Source organism: Scandinavium goeteborgense, assembly GCF_003935895.2.
GTDB lineage: Bacteria > Pseudomonadota > Gammaproteobacteria > Enterobacterales > Enterobacteriaceae > Scandinavium > Scandinavium goeteborgense.
In genome coordinates this window covers 3,291,394-3,311,811 of the sequence record NZ_CP054058.1, presented here as the reverse complement: position 1 = coordinate 3,311,811, position 20,418 = coordinate 3,291,394, and the positions used below count along the sequence as shown (strand labels likewise).

Annotated in this window: 19 protein-coding genes; 14 read left to right on the top strand and 5 right to left on the bottom strand. The window is 55.9% G+C overall.

From position 1 onward, the window contains the following. Nucleotides 1-7 precede the first annotated feature (7 nt). From A8O29_RS16780 to pheP, 9 genes are all read left to right on the top strand, one after another. On the top strand, nucleotides 8-1,618 hold the full coding sequence (locus A8O29_RS16780) for a mechanosensitive ion channel family protein (RefSeq protein ID WP_125353042.1): 1,611 nt from the start codon (nucleotides 8-10) through the stop codon (nucleotides 1,616-1,618). After that, complete coding sequence (locus tag A8O29_RS16775) at nucleotides 1,615-2,739, top strand: BamA/TamA family outer membrane protein (RefSeq protein WP_420853909.1); 1,125 nt, start codon at nucleotides 1,615-1,617, stop codon at nucleotides 2,737-2,739. Before A8O29_RS16780 ends, A8O29_RS16775 begins: the two co-directional genes overlap by 4 nt. Before the next feature lie 30 nt (nucleotides 2,740-2,769). Beyond that, nucleotides 2,770-3,771 (top strand): hypothetical protein, encoded by a 1,002-nt coding sequence (locus tag A8O29_RS16770; protein WP_125353046.1) that lies wholly within the window; start codon nucleotides 2,770-2,772, stop codon nucleotides 3,769-3,771. Further along, the gene (locus A8O29_RS16765; RefSeq protein ID WP_125352995.1) at nucleotides 3,771-4,901 is read left to right on the top strand and encodes a BamA/TamA family outer membrane protein; all 1,131 of its coding nucleotides are present in this window, start codon (nucleotides 3,771-3,773) and stop codon (nucleotides 4,899-4,901) included. The genes A8O29_RS16770 and A8O29_RS16765 overlap by 1 nt, the downstream gene beginning before the upstream one ends. Beyond that, nucleotides 4,901-6,007, top strand: a complete 1,107-nt coding sequence (locus A8O29_RS16760) for a DUF4056 domain-containing protein (protein ID WP_125352997.1) — start codon at nucleotides 4,901-4,903, stop codon at nucleotides 6,005-6,007. Before A8O29_RS16765 ends, A8O29_RS16760 begins: the two co-directional genes overlap by 1 nt. Nucleotides 6,008-6,204: 197 nt before the next feature. Then, the gene (locus A8O29_RS16755) at nucleotides 6,205-7,380 is read left to right on the top strand and encodes an OmpP1/FadL family transporter (protein ID WP_125352999.1); all 1,176 of its coding nucleotides are present in this window, start codon (nucleotides 6,205-6,207) and stop codon (nucleotides 7,378-7,380) included. 182 nt (nucleotides 7,381-7,562) lie between these two features. Next, complete coding sequence (locus A8O29_RS16750) at nucleotides 7,563-8,636, top strand: YncE family protein (RefSeq protein ID WP_125353001.1); 1,074 nt, start codon at nucleotides 7,563-7,565, stop codon at nucleotides 8,634-8,636. Between the two features lie 58 nt (nucleotides 8,637-8,694). Beyond that, nucleotides 8,695-10,878 (top strand): TonB-dependent receptor, encoded by a 2,184-nt coding sequence (locus tag A8O29_RS16745; RefSeq protein ID WP_125353003.1) that lies wholly within the window; start codon nucleotides 8,695-8,697, stop codon nucleotides 10,876-10,878. A gap of 105 nt (nucleotides 10,879-10,983) precedes the next feature. After that, on the top strand, nucleotides 10,984-12,375 hold the full coding sequence (gene pheP, locus A8O29_RS16740; RefSeq protein ID WP_125353004.1) for a phenylalanine transporter: 1,392 nt from the start codon (nucleotides 10,984-10,986) through the stop codon (nucleotides 12,373-12,375). A gap of 88 nt (nucleotides 12,376-12,463) precedes the next feature. On the opposite strand, the gene A8O29_RS16735 is transcribed toward pheP, so the two are convergent. Next, on the bottom strand, nucleotides 12,464-13,705 hold the full coding sequence (locus A8O29_RS16735) for a mechanosensitive ion channel family protein (RefSeq protein WP_125353006.1): 1,242 nt from the start codon (nucleotides 13,703-13,705) through the stop codon (nucleotides 12,464-12,466). Between the two features lie 64 nt (nucleotides 13,706-13,769). Next, nucleotides 13,770-15,188, bottom strand: coding sequence for an MFS transporter (locus tag A8O29_RS16730; RefSeq protein ID WP_174081380.1), 1,419 nt, complete (start codon nucleotides 15,186-15,188; stop codon nucleotides 13,770-13,772). A gap of 108 nt (nucleotides 15,189-15,296) precedes the next feature. Between A8O29_RS16730 and A8O29_RS16725 the strand changes: the two genes are divergently transcribed. From A8O29_RS16725 to A8O29_RS16715, 3 genes are all read left to right on the top strand, one after another. Further along, a complete protein-coding gene (locus A8O29_RS16725) occupies nucleotides 15,297-16,166 on the top strand; it encodes a helix-turn-helix transcriptional regulator (protein WP_133461928.1) in 870 nt (289 codons plus the stop codon). 228 nt (nucleotides 16,167-16,394) lie between these two features. Next, a complete protein-coding gene (locus tag A8O29_RS16720) occupies nucleotides 16,395-16,724 on the top strand; it encodes a type II toxin-antitoxin system RelE/ParE family toxin (protein ID WP_125353007.1) in 330 nt (109 codons plus the stop codon). Next, the gene (locus tag A8O29_RS16715; protein WP_110511131.1) at nucleotides 16,705-16,992 is read left to right on the top strand and encodes a helix-turn-helix domain-containing protein; all 288 of its coding nucleotides are present in this window, start codon (nucleotides 16,705-16,707) and stop codon (nucleotides 16,990-16,992) included. The genes A8O29_RS16720 and A8O29_RS16715 overlap by 20 nt, the downstream gene beginning before the upstream one ends. A 37-nt stretch (nucleotides 16,993-17,029) precedes the next feature. On the opposite strand, the gene nfsB is transcribed toward A8O29_RS16715, so the two are convergent. The 3 genes from nfsB to A8O29_RS16700 form a co-directional block, all read right to left on the bottom strand. After that, nucleotides 17,030-17,683 (bottom strand): oxygen-insensitive NAD(P)H nitroreductase, encoded by a 654-nt coding sequence (gene nfsB / locus A8O29_RS16710; RefSeq protein ID WP_125353009.1) that lies wholly within the window; start codon nucleotides 17,681-17,683, stop codon nucleotides 17,030-17,032. Nucleotides 17,684-17,803: 120 nt separating this feature from the next. Next, a complete protein-coding gene (locus A8O29_RS16705; protein ID WP_125353011.1) occupies nucleotides 17,804-18,172 on the bottom strand; it encodes an MmcQ/YjbR family DNA-binding protein in 369 nt (122 codons plus the stop codon). Then, nucleotides 18,169-18,750, bottom strand: coding sequence for a TetR/AcrR family transcriptional regulator (locus A8O29_RS16700; protein ID WP_125353013.1), 582 nt, complete (start codon nucleotides 18,748-18,750; stop codon nucleotides 18,169-18,171). Before A8O29_RS16700 ends, A8O29_RS16705 begins: the two co-directional genes overlap by 4 nt. Nucleotides 18,751-18,943: 193 nt before the next feature. On the opposite strand from A8O29_RS16700, the gene A8O29_RS16695 reads away from it, so the two are divergent. Together A8O29_RS16695 and A8O29_RS16690 are read left to right on the top strand one after the other, a co-directional pair. Further along, nucleotides 18,944-20,044, top strand: a complete 1,101-nt coding sequence (locus tag A8O29_RS16695) for an MBL fold metallo-hydrolase (protein WP_125353014.1) — start codon at nucleotides 18,944-18,946, stop codon at nucleotides 20,042-20,044. Between the two features lie 32 nt (nucleotides 20,045-20,076). Then, nucleotides 20,077-20,418, top strand: a complete 342-nt coding sequence (locus A8O29_RS16690; protein ID WP_125353016.1) for a RamA family antibiotic efflux transcriptional regulator — start codon at nucleotides 20,077-20,079, stop codon at nucleotides 20,416-20,418.

The following is a 20,418-nucleotide window of genomic DNA, read 5'->3' as shown; positions in this document are numbered from 1 at the left end:
GAACAGGATGCGGCATGTTTTACTGGCGTGGCTTTCGCTGTTGCTTGCTTTTCCGTTATTCGCCGCTGAACCCCGGCAGCAGCCGACGGATCAGGAACGGGCCAGAACGGTCTATATTTTTCACCAGCCGATTGTCATGCTTCAGGCAAAGTTTGGTCTCAGCACGCCGGAAGAGCGCGTGCTGCGTATTCGCAATACCCTGCGCGCTTTCACCCATGATGACGTCAGCAAACCGCTGACCGTCGAACCGATCACCCGCTATAACCAGCCCGCGCGCCTGTTCCTGATGAACGGCAAACCGATCATGTTACTGAGCCAGGCCGATCTCGACGAAGGGGATGATTTAACCCTCGATCAGGCCGCCCAGCGGGTTTTGGCGCGCATGGAGCGTCAACGTACGGCGCTAAGCGATCAGTATAACGCCGGGTATCTGGTGCTGGCGGTGCTGAAAACCCTGGCGGGCGCATTGGCGGTGGCCTTGTTGTGCTATGGCGCGTACCGCACCTGGCGCTGGGTTAGGCGCTATAACCTGATGATGTTGCTGGAAAAACGCGGTATTATTCCCATTAGCTGGCGGCGCTTTTTAGGGGCGATTGAATCTAAGCTGTACGGGCTGCTGATGATCCTGGTGTCGCTGGTGGCGGTGTACCTGTGGCTCGGTTGGGCATTCGGCCTGTTTCCCTGGACGCGGGTCTGGGGAGAATCGCTTGGCGACTGGACGTACCGGGTGCTGCAAAAAATTACGCTGTCGATAGCTTCAGCGCTGCCTGGCTTGCTTATCGTTTTGATTATCTTCCTGATTACGTCATTTATAATTAAATTATTGAAGGTTTTACTTAACCAGGTAGCGGCGGGTAAAGTGCAGCTCCCTGGTTTACATCCGGAAACGGTTGGCACCACGCGCAAACTGATTTCGGTCATGGTCTGGTTATTCGCTCTCTCTGCCGCATACCCCTTCTTGCCTGGCGCAAACTCGCTGGCGTTCAAAGGGATCAGCGTCTTCTTCGGCCTGATGCTGACGCTCGGATCGGCGGGCGTGATGAACCATGCCATGAGCGGGCTGGTGCTTATTTACTCCCGCGCATTGCACAGAGGTGACATTATCCGAATTGCAGACAATGAAGGTCAGGTCAGCGAAATCGGGTTGTTGGCCACCAAAATCATTACCCGCGAAAACTACGTTGTGACGGTACCCAACGCGGTGGTAGTCAGCGGCAAAATTATCAACCTCAGCGCGCAGAACCCGGGCGGCGGTGTGAATCTCACCACCGGCGTCACTATCGGCTATGACACGCCGTGGCGTCAGGTGCACGCGATGCTGGAGCTGGCGGCCCGTCGCACCGACGGGATCGTCGATCCTGCCGAGGCGCCGCTGGTGCGTCAGTTGAGTCTGATGGACTGGTATATTTCCTACGAACTTCAGGTTCGACTTTTACCGGGCACTTCGCTGGCGGTGGCGCGTAACGCGCTGCACAGCAACATTCAGGACGTGTTTAACGAATTTGGCGTGCAGATTATGTCGCCGAACTTCGTGCTGCAACCGGAAGAGGCCGTGATGGTGGCGAAAGAGAATTGGTACACAGCGCCTGCGACGCCGCCGGGCAGGCCGGAAGCATGATGCTGCGCAAACTGGCCGCGCTGGGGCTGCTGTTCACCAGCCTCCACAGCGTGGCCGCGGGCATGTTAGACCCGCAGGACGGGATGCTCGATATGAGCGACTACCTGCGCGATAACAAATATGGCTTCCTGCCGATCCCGGTGCTGATAACCGAACCGGCAATTGGCTACGGTGGCGGGCTGTTTGGCCTGTTTTTACACGGCAAAGGCTCGATGGACGGCGATCGCTTTATTCCGCCAAACCTGTCGGCGTTTGGCGGCGGTGCCACTGAAAACGGCAGCTGGTTTGTCGGCGGCGGTCATCGACACACCTGGAATAACGACCACATTCGCTATCTGGTTGGGTTGGGATATGCCAACATTAATCTCGATATTTACAGCGGCGATGTGCTGGGATTCGGTAAAAATCAGGCCATTAGCACGAATACAAAAGGCTACGGTGGCCTGCAAAAGTTACAGTTTCGCGTAGGGGATTCCCCGGTCTTTCTCGGCGTGACGCAATTTTACGCGCACACGGAAATTTCCGCGGACAACAACAAGGTGATCAATTACGCCTGGCAGCGTCTTTTTGGCAAAGAAAGCACCTCTTCGGCGCTGGGGCTGCTGGCGGAATATGACACAACGGACAATTTTTTCTATCCTCACAAGGGGTTGTCATTAAGCGCCGAGTACCGCTTTTATACCTCGTTTTTGGGGGGAGATTACCGCTACAACCAGCTGACGCTCGACGGTAAATACTTTTTGCCATTAAGCCCAACGGTGACCCTGGGGCTGGCAGGCAACTATCAGGCGCTGACCAACAGCGACCGGCATCTGCCGCCGATGTCACGACCAGATATTAATCTGCGCGGGATTTCACGCTATCGCTATCAGGGCGATTACGTGGCGACCGCGCAAACTCAGCTTGCATGGCAGGTTACGCCGCGCTGGATCCTGCAAGGATTTGTCGGCGCGGGAAGTGCCGCCAATGATAATAATGATGTGTTCAGTACCAGTGAAGTCGCCTGGGGAACAGGCTTTCGCTATCTGATTGCCCGAAAATATGGGCTGTATACCGGGGTCGATGTCGCCTTTAGTGATGGCGAGCAGGCGGTCTATTTTAATGTCGGCTCTGGTCTGTAACCGGGGCGAGGCGCAATTGAGAATAAGATGATGAAATGGAGTCAAACTCTGGTCCCGCTGCTGCTGATTTCCGGCGCAGCCTGTGGCGCAACTACCCCTCCGACGGATGCGAGCGGCAGCAGCGACAGTACGCTCAGCACTGAGGATTCGTCCTCCAGCGACAGCATGTTCCCTATCTGGGGCGACGAGGCGCGCGCGCGCGGGTACTCCATTCCGCTGCCGTTCGGGGTTAACGTCAGCTACATGAACATGCGTCAGAATATCAACGTCGACAGCATTTCACTGACTGGGCTCAGCCTTGGCGGGCACATGCTCCCCAATGACATGTTCGATATTGGCGTCGGCGACACCCGCGAGCGCAGCGAAACCGAAAACCTGCGTCTGGACATGTGGGTGTTCCCGTTCCTCAACGTCTACGGCATTCTCGGCCATACCAAAGGCTCGTCGGTGTCGAATATCTCTGTGGATTCGGACCCGTCGCGCTACGATGCCGGCACCATTTTCCACCCGAACCCGGACCATGTTATTTCCCAGGCGGTGCACGCTGGATATGAGAGCGGGGCGCTTCAGGATCTCGACTTCAAACTGAACTTCGAAGGCACCACCTACGGGGCCGGTGTGACGCTGGCGGGCGGTTACGGCAACTGGTTCACTATTCTCGACACCAACTACACCCAGACCAATTTCGATATTCTCGACGGAAAAATCTCTGCGCTTACTGTGTCGCCTCGTGTAGGCTATCGCTTTGAGTTTCAGGGCATTTCCGGGCCGTCGCACCTCAGTTTGTGGGTCGGCAGCATGTATCAGGACGTTCAGCAGGAATTTAAGGGCAACCTTTCTGACCTGAATCTGCCATCAGCGCTCGACAGCGTGGTAGAGAACGGGCGCTTTGACGTGAAACAGCACCTGACGTCGCCGTGGAATATGCTGATTGGCGCGCAGTACGAAATCACGCAGAATTTCAACGTCCTGACCGAATTTGGCTTTAACGATCGTAATAGCTTCTTTGTCGCGGGTGAATATCGCTTCTGATGAACAAATGGTTAGCAGTGCTGGCGGGGTTGGTGAGCGCAGGAATGGCGACGCCAGCCATGGCCGAAATCAGTCAGCAGTCGATTGATAATTTTCTGGGAAAGCTCGGTGCCGATAACCACTACGACCCCAGCAAAGGCATCGACTGGAGCGTGCTGCCGGGGCCATTTTATACCCCGGAGCTAAGGCTCGGACTCGGTATGGCGGTGGCGGGGATTTATCGCATGGATCCCAACGACAAAAAGACCCAGAACTCGTCCCTCTCTTTCACCGGGTTCGTCAGTACCAGCGGTGCGCTGGGCCTTGGGCTGCATAACTACACCTTCTTTACCGATGACCGCTGGCGCCTGTTTGTTGATGGCAGTATTGCCAAAGTGCCGACCAAATTTTGGGGCGTAGGCTACGACGCAGCGCAAGGCAGTTCGCAGGAATACGACGATCACTCAATTCAGTTGCATCCACAGCTGATGCGCCAGATTGCGGATAATCTCTATCTCGGCGTCGGTTGGGATTTCTCGTCGATGAACGCCAACGTCGACGACCGCAAGCCTGACGACAAATTCTCGCAGTACACCGACTCGACGAATCCGCTCAGCTCTGGCGCGACCGTCAGCGTGAACTACGATTCACGCGACGCCATCACCCAGCCGCATCACGGGCAGTACATCAGCGTGGAATACAGCTATTTCGACCCGGCGTTAGGGTCGGACACGCACTTCACCGCCACCAAGATGCAATACAATTATTATCATCCGATCGATGATAAACGCGTGCTGGCGTTTGACCTGTGGGGCCGTTTCACTCACGGCGATGTGCCGTGGGACCGGCTCTCGGAAGCGGGCGATGACAACCGTCTGCGTGGCTACTATCAGGGACGCTATCGCGATAACGACGTGGTCAGCGGCCAGGTCGAGTACCGACAAAAACTCAACTGGCGTCACGGCTACGTGCTGTGGGCCGGGGTCGGTGCGCTGGGCAGTTCGCCGTCAGATTTAGGCAATAACCCGCTGCTGCCATCGGTTGGCGTGGGGTACCGTTTTGAAGTGAAGCCAGCGATGAATATCCGGCTTGATTTAGGCTTTGGCCGGGAAAGTGCCGGTTTCTATTTCCAGGTTGCGGAGGCGTTTTGATGCGGGGCTGGCTGTTAAGTTTGCTGTTGGTAACGAGTACGGTAATGGCAAGCGACACGCTGCTGCCGGTAGAACAGGCCCGGCGCGTATCGCCGGTAGTCGGGCATCTGGTCGCGCCGGAGTCGCTGCGCCCGTGCTGTGCGTTTGGCTATGACCTTAACGTACGCGCGATTGGCGTGCCTATCCCGGTGTATCAGATTGGTAACGTGCTGACCATCGACACGCTCGGGCATCATCATTACAACGACAGTGCGCTGGCGGCGGTAAAAGATTTGATCGGCCTGAACGATGAGAAAAGCGGGCTGATTTATACCCATCGCGGTGGGTTTATTGACATCGCCCACGTGCGCGATACCGCCGATAACACCTTCTATATTTTCTCGCGGATTTACCCGAAGCTGGGCAGCCAATGGCGTTTCTTCTACAGCGAAGAGCTCGGCCTGCGCCGTATTCAGCTCAACGCGTTTACGCCTCCGGCGTCGATGCCGCAGCGCTATACCCTGGCGGCGTGGCTGGCGGGGAAAATTGCCTTTGAACTGGCGCAGTGGCATGAGATTGCCCAATGGTACGGCTTCCAGTCGGTGCCCGGTTTCTCCGAAGAGATTTCTGCGTTTTCGCCGGAAGATCTCTACTCCAACCTGCTTGGCGCACGGCTTGCCATCAACGTTATTCTGCAAGGCAAAGCCGGCTCAATTGAAGACTACAACCAGGCGATGGACGAGCAAATCCATCAGGCGCTAGTTGGGCTTGGGGTGGTGACGCGCGAGGAAACCGAACGAATGTTCCGACAGGTGGATGGCGACTGGTGGAACAGCAAGCGCCGGGTGCCGGACAAATTCCTGGTGCTCAAGCGCAATTATTCACTTAGTGAAAACCGCTTCCCGACCGCTGTCCCGTTTGAACGTGTGCCGCCGTATCAGCTGCATATGCCTGCGGTGATTGACGGGATCAGCCTCTCTACGCTCGGTGAACTGCAAATCTATAAAGGGCGCCGTATGGAACGTCTGCCGTCGCCGGCAGATTACTACACGCCTCTTCAGTTCCCGCCTCTGGCCGAAAAAGCCCAGGCCTCAGACAAAACGCAACTTGATCGCATGCTGAAATAGTTCCTGCATTTAATTATAAACAGTTCTTTTGCTGAATTAGTAAGCACCCCTTTGCTATTCTTTTGCCCCTTCTAAATGAAGGGGTTAACCGTCAGTTTGTGAGTGGCAAATTTGACGTGGGTAACTATGCTTTTTTTACCGATAACAATGCATACCCACCTCTGGGTATAGAACGCTTATTTTTTGGCAGGTAGCAAATGAAAAAACTCGCCCTTGTGTGCTCTGGATTGCTTTGCACATCGCTCGCGCACGCTAGCGCCCTCTATTTTTATGAAGTCGCCACCGGTCCAGCCGGGCTCGCCAACGCCGGCCAGGCCGCGTTAGCGCAGGATGCTTCAACCATCGCCAGCAACCCGGCAGGGATGACGTATCTGCCGGACCATATGTTCACCGGGGGTGTGCAGGTCATTGGCGGCGATATTAATTACCAGATCGATAACAGCGACATGCAAAGCCCGGGTAACGTGATGGATCTCACCCCGAGTGCTAGCGGCTTCTATAGCCAAAAAATCAACGATAACCTGTACGCGGGGATCGGGATTTACGGCAACTTTGGTCTGGGTGTCGATTTCGGCGAGTGGGCAGGCCAGGGCGTCATCAAAAAGAGCAATATGATAGCGATGACCGTGAGTCCATCGCTTGCCTATAAGCTGAATGACCGCGTGTCGATTGGTGCATCCATCAATGCCAACTACGGCATGTTCAACCTGACGCGTGATGTGAACGGTAAAGACGATAAGCAGAAAGATCACGACTGGGCGGCGAGCTATCGTCTTGGTTTGTTGATGAATCTGACCGATCAGACCCGGGCCGGTATCACCTGGAACAGCAAAACCGATTACGATTTTAATATCGACGAAACCGCGCATCTGCCGCAGGGTGACTACACGCTGCCGCTTTCCGCGCAGGTGAATGCCCCACAGCAGTTGATGTTTAGCCTGGTTCACGACATTGATAAACAGTGGTCGGTGATGGGCGATTTGGGCTGGCAGGACTGGAGTGAATTTGGCGCGCCGGAAATCCGGGTTAACGGCCAGAAGATCAACAACACTAACCGTCTGAAAGATACCTGGCATACCGCACTGGGCGTGCAGTATCGTCCAACCGAACAGTGGCGTCTGAACGCCGGTGTGGCCTTCGACAGCACGCCGTATCATTCGCAGAGCGATACGTCTCTGAGCTTGCCAACCGGTGACGAATGGCGCTTTGGTACCGGGGCGCAATACCAGATTACCCCGGCAAGCAACATCGGTTTCGCAGTGGAATACCTGCATATGCAGTCTTCCCGCGTGCAATCGCCAGCGGTGGTTTCCGGCAGTTACGACCATCCGTACCTGTGGTTTGCAAACGTCAACTACAGCTATCAGTTTTGATGAACGTTGCCCGGCGGCGCTGCGCTTGCCGGGCCTACGTTTACATCTGAATCACTTCAAGGCCCCTTCATGGGGCCTTTTCTTTTGCCCTAAACACCCCTGCATATTTATGCTTGAACAAATAAACATAATGCGTATAGTTCTCATTTTCGTTTTTATTTATCTTTTGCAGGGAACTTTTTATGATACGTCGACTCACCGCGATAGCGCTGGCTTTCGCGATGGCAGGGTGTGCTTCGCAGAGCACTATCGCCCCGCAAACTGCGCCGAAGGCCACCGCACCGGCCGCTGCTGAAAATCTGACTCAACGTGAACTGGCCGACGGCCTGTACGAAATGGCGCTCAGCCCGAAAGGCGATGCGCTATATGTTGCCAGCGCGGAAGGATTTAAAGACGTGCAGGGCGGAGTGGTGTACAAACTCGACCCGCACACCCTGAAAACCGTCGGCACCAGCCACACCGATTTGAAAAACTTCGGCATGGCCATTTCTGACGACGGTCAAACCGTCTATGTCACCAACTCCCTCGACGGAGGCATCAGCGCGCTGAATACCGCCGACGGCAAGGTAAAAGCGCGTCTGCTGTTCCCTGAGCGTAACGAAAAAGGCCTGCCGTACGGCGCGCGTCAGGTTCTGCTGCACAACGACACGCTGTACATCGGTGCGGTCGCAGACCCGGCGGTGATTTGGGTGGTTGACGCTAAAACGCTGAAGCTGAAAACCCGTATCAAGAACACTGGTAAATGGATGACCGGCCTGCATTATTCCGCGAATACCGGGCGCATTTATGCGGCCAACGGCGGCGGCGAAATTCTGGTGATCAACCCACGTAACAACCGCATCGAACAGCGCTGGAAGCCCCTCGGCGATAAACCGGCGTTGCTGCTGAATATTGCCGAAGATAACGCCACCGGCCGCCTGTTCGTCACCGACAACTCTGAAGCCAAAACCACGCTGGTGCTGGATATTCACAGCGGTAAAGTTCTCAAAATGCTGGATATCGGCGATTCCCTCGGCGTGGTGTTCAACCCGAAACGCCATGAAATCTATGTCTCGCAGCGTGAGTCCGGCAAAGTGCTGAGCCTCGATGCCACCACCTACGCGGTGAAAAAGAGCTGGGATTTAAAGCCGAACCCGAACAGCCTGCTGCTCTCCGCCGATGGCCAGACGCTGTACGTCACCGTCAAGCAAGCCTTCAATAAAGATCATTCAACCACTGGGCCCGACAGCGTCGTGCGCATTGCGCTGAACAAATAAAAAAGACCGGCCCGGCAACGGGCCATTTTGTTTCACTTAAGCCTCGTTAATAAAAATTATGCAAAACACCAACACAACTGCGTTTCGTAAAACGCTGCTGGCGCTTGCCATCAGTGCGGTTTCACACTCTGCCTTTGCGGCAGACACCAGCAAAAAATCCGAAGAAACCATGGTAGTTCAGGCCACCGAAGGAAGTGATTTCAAAGCCGGCGGCGACGATCTGGTTCCGGCGTTTCTCGACGGGCAAATCGCCCACGGCGGGCGCATGGGGATGCTCGGCGAACAGAACGCCATGGACGTGCCGTTCAACGTGATCGGCTATACCTCCAAACTGGTAAAAGATCAGCAAGCGAAAACCATAGCCGATGTGGTCAGCAACGATGCCAGCGTGCAGGCGGTGCAGGGCTACGGTAACTTTGCCGAAACCTATAAAATCCGTGGCTTCCAGCTCGACGGTGACGACATGACCCTGGGCGGCCTGTCGGGCGTGGTGCCGCGTCAGGTGATGGATACCCAGATGCTTGAGCGCGTGGAAGTCTTCAAAGGCGCGAACGGCCTGCTGAACGGCGCAGCCAGCAGTGGCGTCGGCGGGATGATCAACCTCGAACCGAAACGTGCGGAAGATACCCCGACCGCCAGCGTGGGCGTGGATTACACTTCGGATTCTCAGGTCGGCGGTACGCTGGATCTGGGCCGTCGCTTTGGCGATGACAACCAGTTCGGCGTGCGCGTGAACCTCGTCGACAGGGAAGGGGAGACCGCCATCGATGCGGATAAACGCCGCACCACTCTGGCCTCCGTCGGACTCGACTATCGCGGCGACCGTCTGCGTACCTCACTCGACCTTGGCTACCAGAAGAAAACCTTCCACGGTGGCGAGATGGGCGTCAATATCAGCGGCGTCAATTTCATTCCTGATGTGCCGGATACCAGCGAAAACTACAGCCAGAAATGGGGCTACAGCGATATCGAGAGCGAATTCGGCATGGCCAAAGCTGAGTACGACCTGACCAGTAACTGGACCACCTACGCCGCGTTCGGCGGCCAGCACTCCCATGAAACCGGGACCTATTCCGCGCCGAAGCTGATTGACGAAAGCGGCGATGCCACCGTCGGCCGTCTCGACACCAACCGCATTATCGACGCCTGGAGCGGCATGGGCGGCCTGCGCGGTAATTTCGATACCGGCCCCATCTCTCATAAAGTTAACATCGGCTACTCGGCGCAGATTCGCTCTGACGCCACCGCCTGGCGCATGTCGGCCAACAATCCGACCACCAACATCTATGACAACCACGACGTGGCGAAACCGGACAATGCGTATTTCGGCGGTAACTACTATGACCCGCTGACCACTTCGCGCAGCCGGACGCAGGGCTGGCTGCTGAGCGACACCCTCGGCTTCTTCGACGACCAGGTGCTGTTCACCGCCGCCGCGCGTCACCAGAAAGTGGTGGTGCGTAACTACAGCAACGCCACCGGCCTGGAAGACACCACATCGCGCTACACCGAAAGCCGCTGGACGCCGACCTACGGCATCGTCTACAAGCCGTGGAAAGAAGTCTCGCTGTACGCCAACCACACTGAAGCGTTGCAACCGGGCGACAACGCTCCGAAAGGCGCGTCGAACTACGGCCAAAGCATGGGCATTCTGCATTCGAAGCAAAACGAAGTCGGCGTGAAAATCGATTACGCACGCGTGGGCGGCTCCCTGGCGCTGTTCGAAATTAAAAAGCCATCGGCGCTGCTTAACAGCGACAACAAATACGTCCTTGATGGCGAGCAGCGTAACCGTGGTCTGGAGCTGAACGTCTTTGGCGAACCGGTTCTCGGCCTGCGTCTGAACGGCAGCACCACCTGGCTTGATCCAGAGATGACCAAAACCGCAGGCGGCACCAACGACGGGCATGATGCGATTGGCGTGTCGCGCTTCTACGCGGTGGTCGGTGCGGAATATGACATCAAACCGGTCGATGGCCTGACCGCGACGGCGAGAGTGAACCACACCGGTTCGCAGTACGCGGATGCGGCCAACACCAAGAAACTCGACAGCTACACCACGCTCGATCTCGGCGTGCGCTATCGCATGCGCGTCAACGCCGACCAGAACGACATGGTCTGGCGCGTCGGCGTGGATAACGTCACCAACGAGAAATACTGGTCTGGCGTGGAGAGCTACGGCACCTACATTTTCCAGGGCGAACCGCGCACGGTGAAGGTGTCTATGAGCTACGATTTCTAAGTGTGACCCTCGTTCCGGCGGGGCAACTCGCCGGGACGAAACTTGCGACACGTCTGTCGAAGTGTTAAAAGGTGCCCCTTCTAAAAAACGCTACAGGGGAAAGACGTGAAAAAAGCGTCATCGGCATCCGACCAATCGCCAACGGATGCTGCGTCGGAAACTCAACCGACGCTTCACCGCGGCCTGCAAAACCGCCATATCCAGCTAATCGCTCTCGGCGGTGCTATCGGCACCGGTCTGTTTCTCGGCATCGGCCCCGCTATTCAAATGGCTGGCCCCGCCGTCATCCTCGGCTACGCTATCGCCGGGATCATCGCTTTCCTGATCATGCGCCAGCTCGGCGAAATGGTCGTCGAAGAACCGGTTTCCGGCTCCTTTGCCCACTTTGCGTATAAATACTGGGGGCCGTTCGCTGGCTTCCTCTCCGGCTGGAACTACTGGGTGATGTTCGTGCTGGTGGGCATGGCAGAACTGACCGCCGCCGGAATTTACATGCAGTACTGGTTCCCCGACGTTCCCACGTGGATCTGGGCCGCCGCATTCTTCATTATCATCAACGCCGTGAACATGGTAAATGTGCGCCTGTACGGCGAAACGGAGTTCTGGTTCGCGCTGATAAAAGTGCTCGCCATTGTTGGCATGATTGGTTTCGGGCTGTGGATGCTGTTTACCGGCCATGGCGGCGAACACGCGGGCTTCGACAACCTGTGGCAACACGGCGGCTTCTTCGCTACCGGCTGGCATGGTCTGGTGCTGTCGCTGGCGGTGATCATGTTCTCCTTTGGCGGCCTTGAGCTGATTGGCATTACCGCCGCCGAAGCGCGCGACCCGGAAACCACCATCCCGAAAGCGGTGAATCAGGTGGTGTACCGCATTCTGCTGTTTTATATCGGTTCGCTGGTGGTGCTTCTGGCGTTGTATCCGTGGGTGAATGTCACCTCCGACAGCAGCCCGTTTGTGATGATTTTCCACAATCTCGACAGCAATATCGTGGCCTCGGCGCTGAACTTCGTCATTTTGGTGGCGTCGTTATCGGTCTACAACAGCGGCGTTTATTCCAATAGCCGGATGCTGTTTGGCCTGTCGGTGCAGGGCAACGCGCCGAAGTTCCTCACCCGTGTAAACCGTCGCGGTGTGCCGGTCAATTCCCTGCTGCTTTCCGGGGCGATCACGTCGTTGGTGGTACTGGTGAATTATATCCTGCCGCACGAAGCTTTCGGCCTGCTGATGGCGCTGGTGGTGGCGACGTTGCTATTGAACTGGGTGATGATTTGTCTGGCGCATCTGAAATTCCGTGCCGCTCAGCGTCGTCTCGGTCGCGTGCCGAAATTCCGTGCGCTGTGGGCTCCGGCCAGCAATTACATCTGTATCGCGTTTTTGCTGATGATCTTCTGTTTGATGCTGACGATGGACAGTATGCGACAGTCGGCCATTTTGCTGCCGGTGTGGGTGGTGTTCCTGTTTGTGGCGTTTAAAACGTTGAGAAAACCTGCCTGATTGTTTATTGCCCGGCGGCGCTGCGCTTGCCTGGCCTACGATGAATGTGTAGGCCGGTGCAAACGTAGCGCCGCCGGACGTTTTATTGTCAGGCGCGTGCCGCTGACAATGCGCGAATATCATTGCCGGTAGGGGCCTGATGAATGCGCAAACCAAATTCTTCAACCACGGCAAAAATATGGTCAAATATATCGGCCTGAATCCCTTCATATTCTGCCCACACCACGGTGTTGGTGAACGCATATATTTCCAGGGGCAAACCGTTGGCGTCAGGCGCTAACTGGCGCACCATTAACGTCATATCTTTACGTATTCTTGGGTGATTACGCAGATATTCATTCAGGTAAACGCGGAAGGTGCCGACGTTGGTCATTTTACGTCGGTTGAGAATCGACTCATCGCCGCCTTGCTGTTCATTCCACTGGCTAATCTCCTGGTGACGACTGTCCATATACGGTTTCAGCAGTTTGGCCTGAATCAGGCGCTGCTGTTCCTGCTCATCAAGGAAATGAATGCTGGTGGTGTCGAGATTAATGCTGCGCTTAATACGACGTCCGCCGGATGCGGACATTCCGCTCCAGTTTTTGAACGAATCAGACACCAGCGACCAGGTCGGAATGGTGGTGATGGTGTTATCCCAGTTCTGCACTTTAACGGTGGTCAGGCCGATGTCGGTTACCGCGCCGTCCGCGCCATATTTCGGCATTTCCAGCCAGTCTCCCAAGCGCAGCATATCGTTGGCAGACAGCTGAATCCCTGCCACCAGACCGAGGATCGGGTCTTTAAACACCAACATTAATACCGCAGCCATGGCACCCAGACCGCTGATCAGGATCGCCGGCGACTGCCCCAGCAGCAGCGAAATGATCAGAATGCCAACCAGAATGGCGCTGACCAGTTTGACGCCCTGGAAAATGCCCTTTAGCGGCAGCTGTGAGGAAAAGGTGAATTTCTGCGACAGATTCAGCAGCACGTCGAGCAGCGAGAAAAAGGCCAGCAGTGTGTACAGCATCACCCACAGCTGGGCGCAGTTGATCAGAATGCTGGACGCATCGCTGCCTTTTTGCAGCCACAGTGCGGCCTGAACCTGAACCACGATCCCTTGCAGAGTAAACGCCACCCGGTGAAATAATTTATTCTGGGTGATAATTTGCAGCCAAAAATGCTGGCTGGCCTGAGCGCGTTTTTCACAGGTGCGCAGAACGATGCGGTGCAATATAACGTGGAGGATTATTGCGGTCAGAATAATAAAGGCGAAAACAATAATCAGCGATGTGGTGTGGTTTATCTCAAGGCCCCACTGTTTGAGGGCTAATATAATTTCCTGCATAACATCTCCTATCTTTCAGCGGTCATAATGACCGCTGAAAGAATAAGATGCAAATCAGCCGGGATTATATTGATGGCAGTGGACTGCGATTTAAATGACGACGGTAGCTGAGCACCAGCGCGGCGAGGAGCAGCATCATGATGACTTCCAGCGCCAGAAAACCGACGATGGCGGCGGTGTAATCGCCCTGTGATGCCAGCGCCAGAAACACGCTGCCCAATACCGCAGGCCCGAGGCCCAGCGTCGACTGCTGCAAGGTGCTGAGAATGGCGCTGCCGGCTCCCGCATCGCGGGCGTCGATATCACGCATCCCAATCCGGTAGAAGCTGTTCACAATCAGCGCCTGACCGTAGCCGACCAGCGCAGTTGCCGGGGCCAGCGTCAGCGCGTGGGTGCGCATGCCGAAATACCAGAAGGTCAACATCAGCAACAGCAGACCGCTAATTTGCACCGTCAGGCCGGTGAGCAAAATGCGTCCCATGCTGTAGCGGGCGATCAGTTTCGGGGCGTACAGTGCGGAAACAAAGTAGGCGATACCGAGTGCGATAAAACTGTTGCCCGACTGCCACGGCGCCATGCCGAGGCCCGATTGCATGGTCAGCGCCATACAAAACATAAATCCGGACCAGGCGCTGAAGAACAGCAGGGCGATGAGCACGCCAAAGCGGATGCTCGGCAGTTTCAACAGCCGTGGCGGTAACAGCGGTGTTTGCCCGCGCTGCTCTTTTGCCAGCGCACTGGCGCGCATCAGCCAGACCAGCGGCACCAGCGCCAGCAGCATCAGCTTCAACGCCCACGGCCAGTGCAGCTCCATCCCGAGCGCCATCGGGAACAGCAGGCAGCAAAGGATCGCCGCCAGATACAGCGTGCCCGGCCAGTCGATGCCCGACGGCGTTTCGCTGCGGGTTTCGGGTACATAACGGTGACTCAACGCCAGCACCAGCAGACAAATCGGCACATTAATGAAGAAGGCGTTACGCCAGCCCAGCCCGGCGAAATCCGCCGATACCAACCAGCCACCGCCCATTTGCCCGACGATAAAAGCAATCCCGCCGATGCCGCCGTACAGGCTAATCGCCCGGGCATGGGCGGTGCCTTTCAGCGTGACGTGCAGAGTAGCGAGGATTTGCGGCACGATCAGCGCCGCGCCCGCGCCCTGTACCACGCGGGCCGCCAGCAGCGAATGAATCGAGTTCGCCATGCCGCACAGCAGAGACGCCAGGCCAAACAGCGCCACGCCCCACATAAACAGACGCCGACGACCGTAGTTATCGCCAAGCTTGCTGCCCATCGCCAGGCATACGGCGAAGGCCACGCCATACAGCGCCACAATCAGCTCCAGCTGGGTCGGACTGGTGTGCAGCGAACGGGTGATGGAATCCAGCGCCACGTTGGTAATGGACGTATCAATCAGCGGTAACATTTGCCCGGTTAAGAGCAACAGCAGACCGGCGCGACCGGGTGAAACAGCAGACGTTTTCATGGGATTCTCCATTGCGTCATTCAGGGATCGGACGTAGCATCGCTGAATGAATAAACGGGTACCAGTTCTTGCTTATACTGGTACTGGCACTACCCTGCTGGAGGTGACATGTCGCTTATTACACAGCCTGAACGCGTAGCCACACGCTATGACGACAACCGTAAACAGCTCGGCGCATTCTTACGTTCACGGCGAGAAAGCCTGGATCCACAGCGGCTCGGATTGCCTCGCAGCGGAAGACGCCGCACGCCGGGCCTGCGGCGGGAAGAAGTGGCGATGCTGGCCGACGTCGGCGTGACCTGGTATACGTGGCTCGAGCAGGGCAGGGAAGTGAATCCGTCGGTGGTCGTGATGCAGGCGGTGGCGCAGGCGTTGCAGTGCAGCGCGCTGGAAACGCGCCATCTGTTTGTGCTGGCCGGGCTGGCGCCATTGGAGACGTTGCAGGTGCCGAAGTGTGAAGGCATCAGCCCTGGCACCCGCCGAATGCTGGACAGCCTGATGCCGCAGCCCGCGAGCATTCAGACGCCCGGTTTTGATATCGTCGCGTGGAACGACAGCTTTTGCCGGATGATGGGCGTCGATTACGCGACGATCCCGGAAGAAGACCGCAACTGCATCTATCTTTATCTCACCAATGAGAACTGGCGCAGCCGCCTGGCGAACCCGGATGTGCTGCCAATGTTTGTGTCCTATTTTCGCGCCGCAATGGCAGAACATCGCGGTGAAGCGGAATGGGAAAACAAGCTGGCCCGGTTCTTCGCGGCTTCTGCGGAATTCGAAGCCTTGTGGCATCAGCGCTACGAGGTGCGCGGCGTTGAGAATCAAATCAAAACGATTAATCACCCCGAGCTGGGGGCGTTCAACCTGCAACAGATGTACTGGTATTCCGCGCCGCGCAACGGTTCGCGTCTGCTGGTCTATTTACCGGTAGACGAAGCCGGTGAGCGGGCGCTGGAATGGTTTGCCCGGCAGGGCTGAGTCGTAATAAACCTATGACAATTTAAGGAAAAAGATGTCGTGGGAAAACGAAGAGGTTATTTCCGGCCCAGAAATCCTCGTTTTAACGATTTTTCTCGAGCGTGTTTCACGTTCTGTTCACCCGTTGTGACTTCTTTTGTCCGATACGCTACGTTTCGGGCAATGGGTTGCATTTAGCCTTTAATGCAATTTGCCTTATATGCTAATCTCTTCGGGAGAACGAACAGGATGTTCACATTAGTTATGCACGGTGAAGTTCGTGATGAAATTTTGTCGTTTCCTTTGGCCGTTCAGGCACGGTTTTTTCGTCAACTGGACAAGCTCAGGGCAAACCCAACAGCGCTGCGAGAACCTGACTCAAAACCTTTGGGCCATGGGTTATTTGAAATCCGCACGGTGGGGTTCTTTCATTCGCGAGGGATCTACGTTTATCGAAACGGGCAATCGATCTGGTTGCTCCGGGTCTTTGTGAAAAAGACGAAAAAAACACCTGTGGCGGAACTGGCGCTGGCGATAAAACGATTAAAGGAGATGCAGGATGAGCAAGAAAATCATTAACTGGGATGACGTGCGGGCAGAAATGCTGGCGCAGCCCGGATTTCAGGCGGCGTTTGACGCCGAAGTGCGTCAGGAAAGATTGCGTGAAATGCTGGCCCAATGGCGGGAGCAGGCGGGCTTAACTCGTTCACAGGTTGCGCAGCGCATGGGCGTTAGCGCGCCGACAGTCTCGAGAATGGAAGCCAATGTCACCCGCGCCAGTCTCGATACCCTGACGCGGTACGCATTGGCCTGCGGCGTTGAATCACCGCTGATCCAGCTCTACTGAAAGCGCCCGGTCGCAGCACGCAGGCCGGGCAGAAGCCTTAAATTTCTGTCAGGGTCGTGCTCTGCGGCAAGCGAGATTTCGGAAGCGCAGCGTTGAAGTCTTCCACGCTGTGACGGCCAACCGGTACAACCACGACGCTGGTGAAGCCTTTCTCGGTCAGGCCGAACTCTTTGTCCATCACTGCCGCGTCAAAGCCTTCAATTGGCACGGCATCGAGGCCCATCGCGGCCACGCCCAGCAGGAAGTTACCGACGTTAAGGTAAACCTGTTTCTGCATCCAGTGCGCATCATCTTTCAGTTCTTTGCGGTGTAAATCGGCAAAGAACACACGGCCTTTGTGGTTGCCTGCTTTCGCTTCCGGGGTCGCAAAACGGCCATCAATCTCTTCCTGATCGACCACTTTTTCCAGCCATGCATCGTCCATCGCCGTTTTGGCGCAGAACACCACCACGTGGGACGCATCCAGCATTTTGCGTTCGTTGAACACGAAACCACCGGCGGCAGATTTGGCAACGCGCGCTTTGCCTTCTTCGGTGCTGGCCACGATGAAGTGCCACGGCTGGGAGTTGGTGCTGGAAGGGCTGTACTGCAACAGGGTTTTCAGGTTTTCGGCCTGTTCAGCGCTCAGCTTCATGCTGGCGTCGAAGGCTTTGGTTGAATGGCGTTTTAACGCAACAGAAATAATGTCCATGATGACTCCCCTTCAAGGATTACAGCGCCTTATGCGCGTTAAGTGGGAGCAGAGTACAGGGAGTGTCGGCAAATGATAAGTGTCAAAAATGCGATAACACTTATCGTTTTCGCCAGAAAATCATTGTGGGCGCAGGCGTTTCTGGTCGCGCTTCGGCAGTTTATCGACCACCTTGTGCCAGGAGTCGGTGATTAAGTCTTCCACCAGTTCCGGGCTGATGTCGTCGCCGCCGTAGACGGTTATCCAGTGCTTTTTGTTCATGTGATAACCCGGCTCAATGCTTTTATAAATTTCCTGATGCAGCAGGGCTTTTTGCGGGTCCGCTTTCAAGTTGATAAGCGGTTTACCACGCAGGGTTATGGCAATCATGAAGATTTTACCGCCGACGCGGTACACATCGTATTCCGGGCCAAACGGCCAGGTTTGCTCGGTGAAGGGCAGTTCCAGCGCAAACTGGTGCGCGTGTTTAAGTAACGTCTCGCCATTCATGCGGTGGTTTCTTCAGCCAGCGCCAGCCACATCGCTTCAAATCCGAGGGCGATTAAATCGTTCGCACGCTCGGGTTCATGGCTGGCAAATTCGATGGTGGTTTCGGCGAGCGATAAAAACAACGCGTCACCAAAAGCCTGAAACGCGGTGGTGAGAAAGATACCACGCACCGAACGCTGACACAGTTTGTGCAGGTCCGGGAACATGTCGGTGACCTGCTGCTTAGTTTCAGCGGTGATTTTCTCGCTGACCGCCATACGGCGAATCGCTTTATGGCCAACGGGATTACGCACGCCCCAGGAAATGTAGCTATTCCAGATACAGCGGGTGAAATCTTTCGGCGTGACGGCATCGGTAATGCCCGTCAGCATCGTCTCACACAGTGAGCTTTTCAGGTGCAGGTAAAGGGCGTTGAACAGGTCGTCTTTGGTGGCGAAATAACGAAACAGCGTTCCTTCGGCAACCCCTGCATTGCGGGCGATCAGGGCCGTAGAGGCCGCGATACCTTGCTGAGCAATGGCGACTGTCGCGGCTTCCAGTAACGCTTGTTTTTTGTCTTCACTCTTAGGACGAGCCACTACACTTTACCTCTCAGGCTGGAAAAAACACCGATTGAAGCATGCCCCTTGCAGCACTTCAATGTTGAATGTCAAAAATTGAAAATCGGCTTGACGACTTTCTCATCCTTTCTATAATGAGTGCTTACTCACTCATAATCAAGTTTTCTCCTCATCGTCTCCAACCGGATGGAGCGAGTCTTCGGGCCAGGATATGCAGCGTCCTCTTTTAAGTGTGGTTGTCATTATGTTAATTGCCAGTGCAGCGAGTTTACCGTTTGTGTTGAATGCCGGTTTCGGCAAGGCGCCGCAGGGCGCACAGTTGAATGCGGTGGAAAGCTCCGCGCACTATCACGACGGTCAGTTTCATAACCAGCAGCCGACTCCCAGCTGGTCCGGGCAGAAAAGTATGCCGCGTGCGATTTGGGAATTCCTGACCACCAAACGTCCGAATGCGCGACCCGATCAGCCGTTGCCGCTGGTCAAAACCGATCTCGCCAGTCTGCCCGTGCAGCAGGATGTGATGATTTGGCTCGGCCATTCCTCATGGTATTTGCAGCTCGCCGGGAAGCGCATCCTGATTGACCCGGTGTTCAGCAACTACGCCGCGCCATTCTCATTCCTCAATAAAGCGTTTGAAGGGGAATACCCGTGGACCGCCGCAGCGATGCCGGAAATCGACCTGCTGATCATCTCGCACGATCATTACGATCATCTGGATTACGCCACCATCAAGGCGCTAATGCCGAAGATTAAACGCGTCGTCACTCCGCTGGGCGTCGGTTCGCACCTGCGTTACTGGGGGATGGACAGCGCGATCATTACCGAAGCCGACTGGCAGCAGCAGGTCGAGATCAGCGATGAACTGACCGTGCATGTCCTTCCCGCGCGCCATTTCTCCGGCCGTGGCCTGAAGCGTAACCAGACGCTGTGGGGCAGTTTCATGTTCGTGACGCCAGAGCAGACTATTTATTACAGCGGTGACAGCGGCTATGGCCCGCACTTCAAGGCCATCGGCGAGCAGTTTGGTCACGTTGATATAGCCATTATGGAAAACGGCCAGTACGACCAGGACTGGAAGTACATTCACATGCTGCCAGAAGAGACCGCGCAGGCGGCGGTCGACCTCAACGCCCGCGCGGTATTACCGGGCCATGCGGGGCGATTTGTTCTGGCGAAACATACCTGGGATGACCCGTACAAACAGCTGAGCACCGCCAGCGAAGGGAAAGAGTATCGCCTGTTAACGCCGGTTCAGGGCGAACCGGTATGGGTTGCCAACCGTGACCAGCAGTTCCGTGCCTGGTGGGAATAACCACCTTACAGTTCAGAAAAGGGGAGGAAGGTATGACGATTTCCGCTCAGGTTATTGACACCATCGTCGAGTGGATTGACGACAACCTGCATCAGCCGTTGCGCATTGACGATATCGCCCGTCATGCGGGATATTCGAAATGGCATTTGCAGCGCCTGTTTATGCAGCAAAAAGGGGAGAGCCTTGGCCGTTATATTCGCGAGCGCAAACTCAGTTTTGCGGCACAGGAATTACGCGATACCGATCAGAAGGTGTACGACATTTGCCTGAAATACGGTTTTGACTCACAGCAGACGTTTACCCGCGTATTTACGCGCACCTTCAAACAGCCGCCGGGTGCGTGGCGTAAAGAAAACCAAAGCCGCGCGCATTAG

What these genes read in the sequence shown, in the direction of transcription:
- A8O29_RS16695 (WP_125353014.1), top strand. Translation starts at nt 18,944, where the DNA reads ATGCAGCGTCCTCTTTTAAGTGTGGTTGTCATTATGTTAATTGCCAGT.
- A8O29_RS16775 (WP_420853909.1), top strand. Translation starts at nt 1,615, where the DNA reads ATGATGCTGCGCAAACTGGCCGCGCTGGGGCTGCTGTTCACCAGCCTC.
- A8O29_RS16725 (WP_133461928.1), top strand. Translation starts at nt 15,297, where the DNA reads ATGTCGCTTATTACACAGCCTGAACGCGTAGCCACACGCTATGACGAC.
- A8O29_RS16755 (WP_125352999.1), top strand. Translation starts at nt 6,205, where the DNA reads ATGAAAAAACTCGCCCTTGTGTGCTCTGGATTGCTTTGCACATCGCTC.
- A8O29_RS16705 (WP_125353011.1), bottom strand. Translation starts at nt 18,172, where the DNA reads ATGAATGGCGAGACGTTACTTAAACACGCGCACCAGTTTGCGCTGGAA.
- A8O29_RS16765 (WP_125352995.1), top strand. Translation starts at nt 3,771, where the DNA reads ATGAACAAATGGTTAGCAGTGCTGGCGGGGTTGGTGAGCGCAGGAATG.
- A8O29_RS16720 (WP_125353007.1), top strand. Translation starts at nt 16,395, where the DNA reads ATGTTCACATTAGTTATGCACGGTGAAGTTCGTGATGAAATTTTGTCG.
- A8O29_RS16745 (WP_125353003.1), top strand. Translation starts at nt 8,695, where the DNA reads ATGCAAAACACCAACACAACTGCGTTTCGTAAAACGCTGCTGGCGCTT.
- A8O29_RS16750 (WP_125353001.1), top strand. Translation starts at nt 7,563, where the DNA reads ATGATACGTCGACTCACCGCGATAGCGCTGGCTTTCGCGATGGCAGGG.
- A8O29_RS16690 (WP_125353016.1), top strand. Translation starts at nt 20,077, where the DNA reads ATGACGATTTCCGCTCAGGTTATTGACACCATCGTCGAGTGGATTGAC.
- A8O29_RS16770 (WP_125353046.1), top strand. Translation starts at nt 2,770, where the DNA reads ATGAAATGGAGTCAAACTCTGGTCCCGCTGCTGCTGATTTCCGGCGCA.
- nfsB (WP_125353009.1), bottom strand. Translation starts at nt 17,683, where the DNA reads ATGGACATTATTTCTGTTGCGTTAAAACGCCATTCAACCAAAGCCTTC.
- A8O29_RS16760 (WP_125352997.1), top strand. Translation starts at nt 4,901, where the DNA reads ATGCGGGGCTGGCTGTTAAGTTTGCTGTTGGTAACGAGTACGGTAATG.
- A8O29_RS16780 (WP_125353042.1), top strand. Translation starts at nt 8, where the DNA reads ATGCGGCATGTTTTACTGGCGTGGCTTTCGCTGTTGCTTGCTTTTCCG.
- A8O29_RS16730 (WP_174081380.1), bottom strand. Translation starts at nt 15,188, where the DNA reads ATGAAAACGTCTGCTGTTTCACCCGGTCGCGCCGGTCTGCTGTTGCTC.
- A8O29_RS16715 (WP_110511131.1), top strand. Translation starts at nt 16,705, where the DNA reads ATGAGCAAGAAAATCATTAACTGGGATGACGTGCGGGCAGAAATGCTG.
- A8O29_RS16735 (WP_125353006.1), bottom strand. Translation starts at nt 13,705, where the DNA reads ATGCAGGAAATTATATTAGCCCTCAAACAGTGGGGCCTTGAGATAAAC.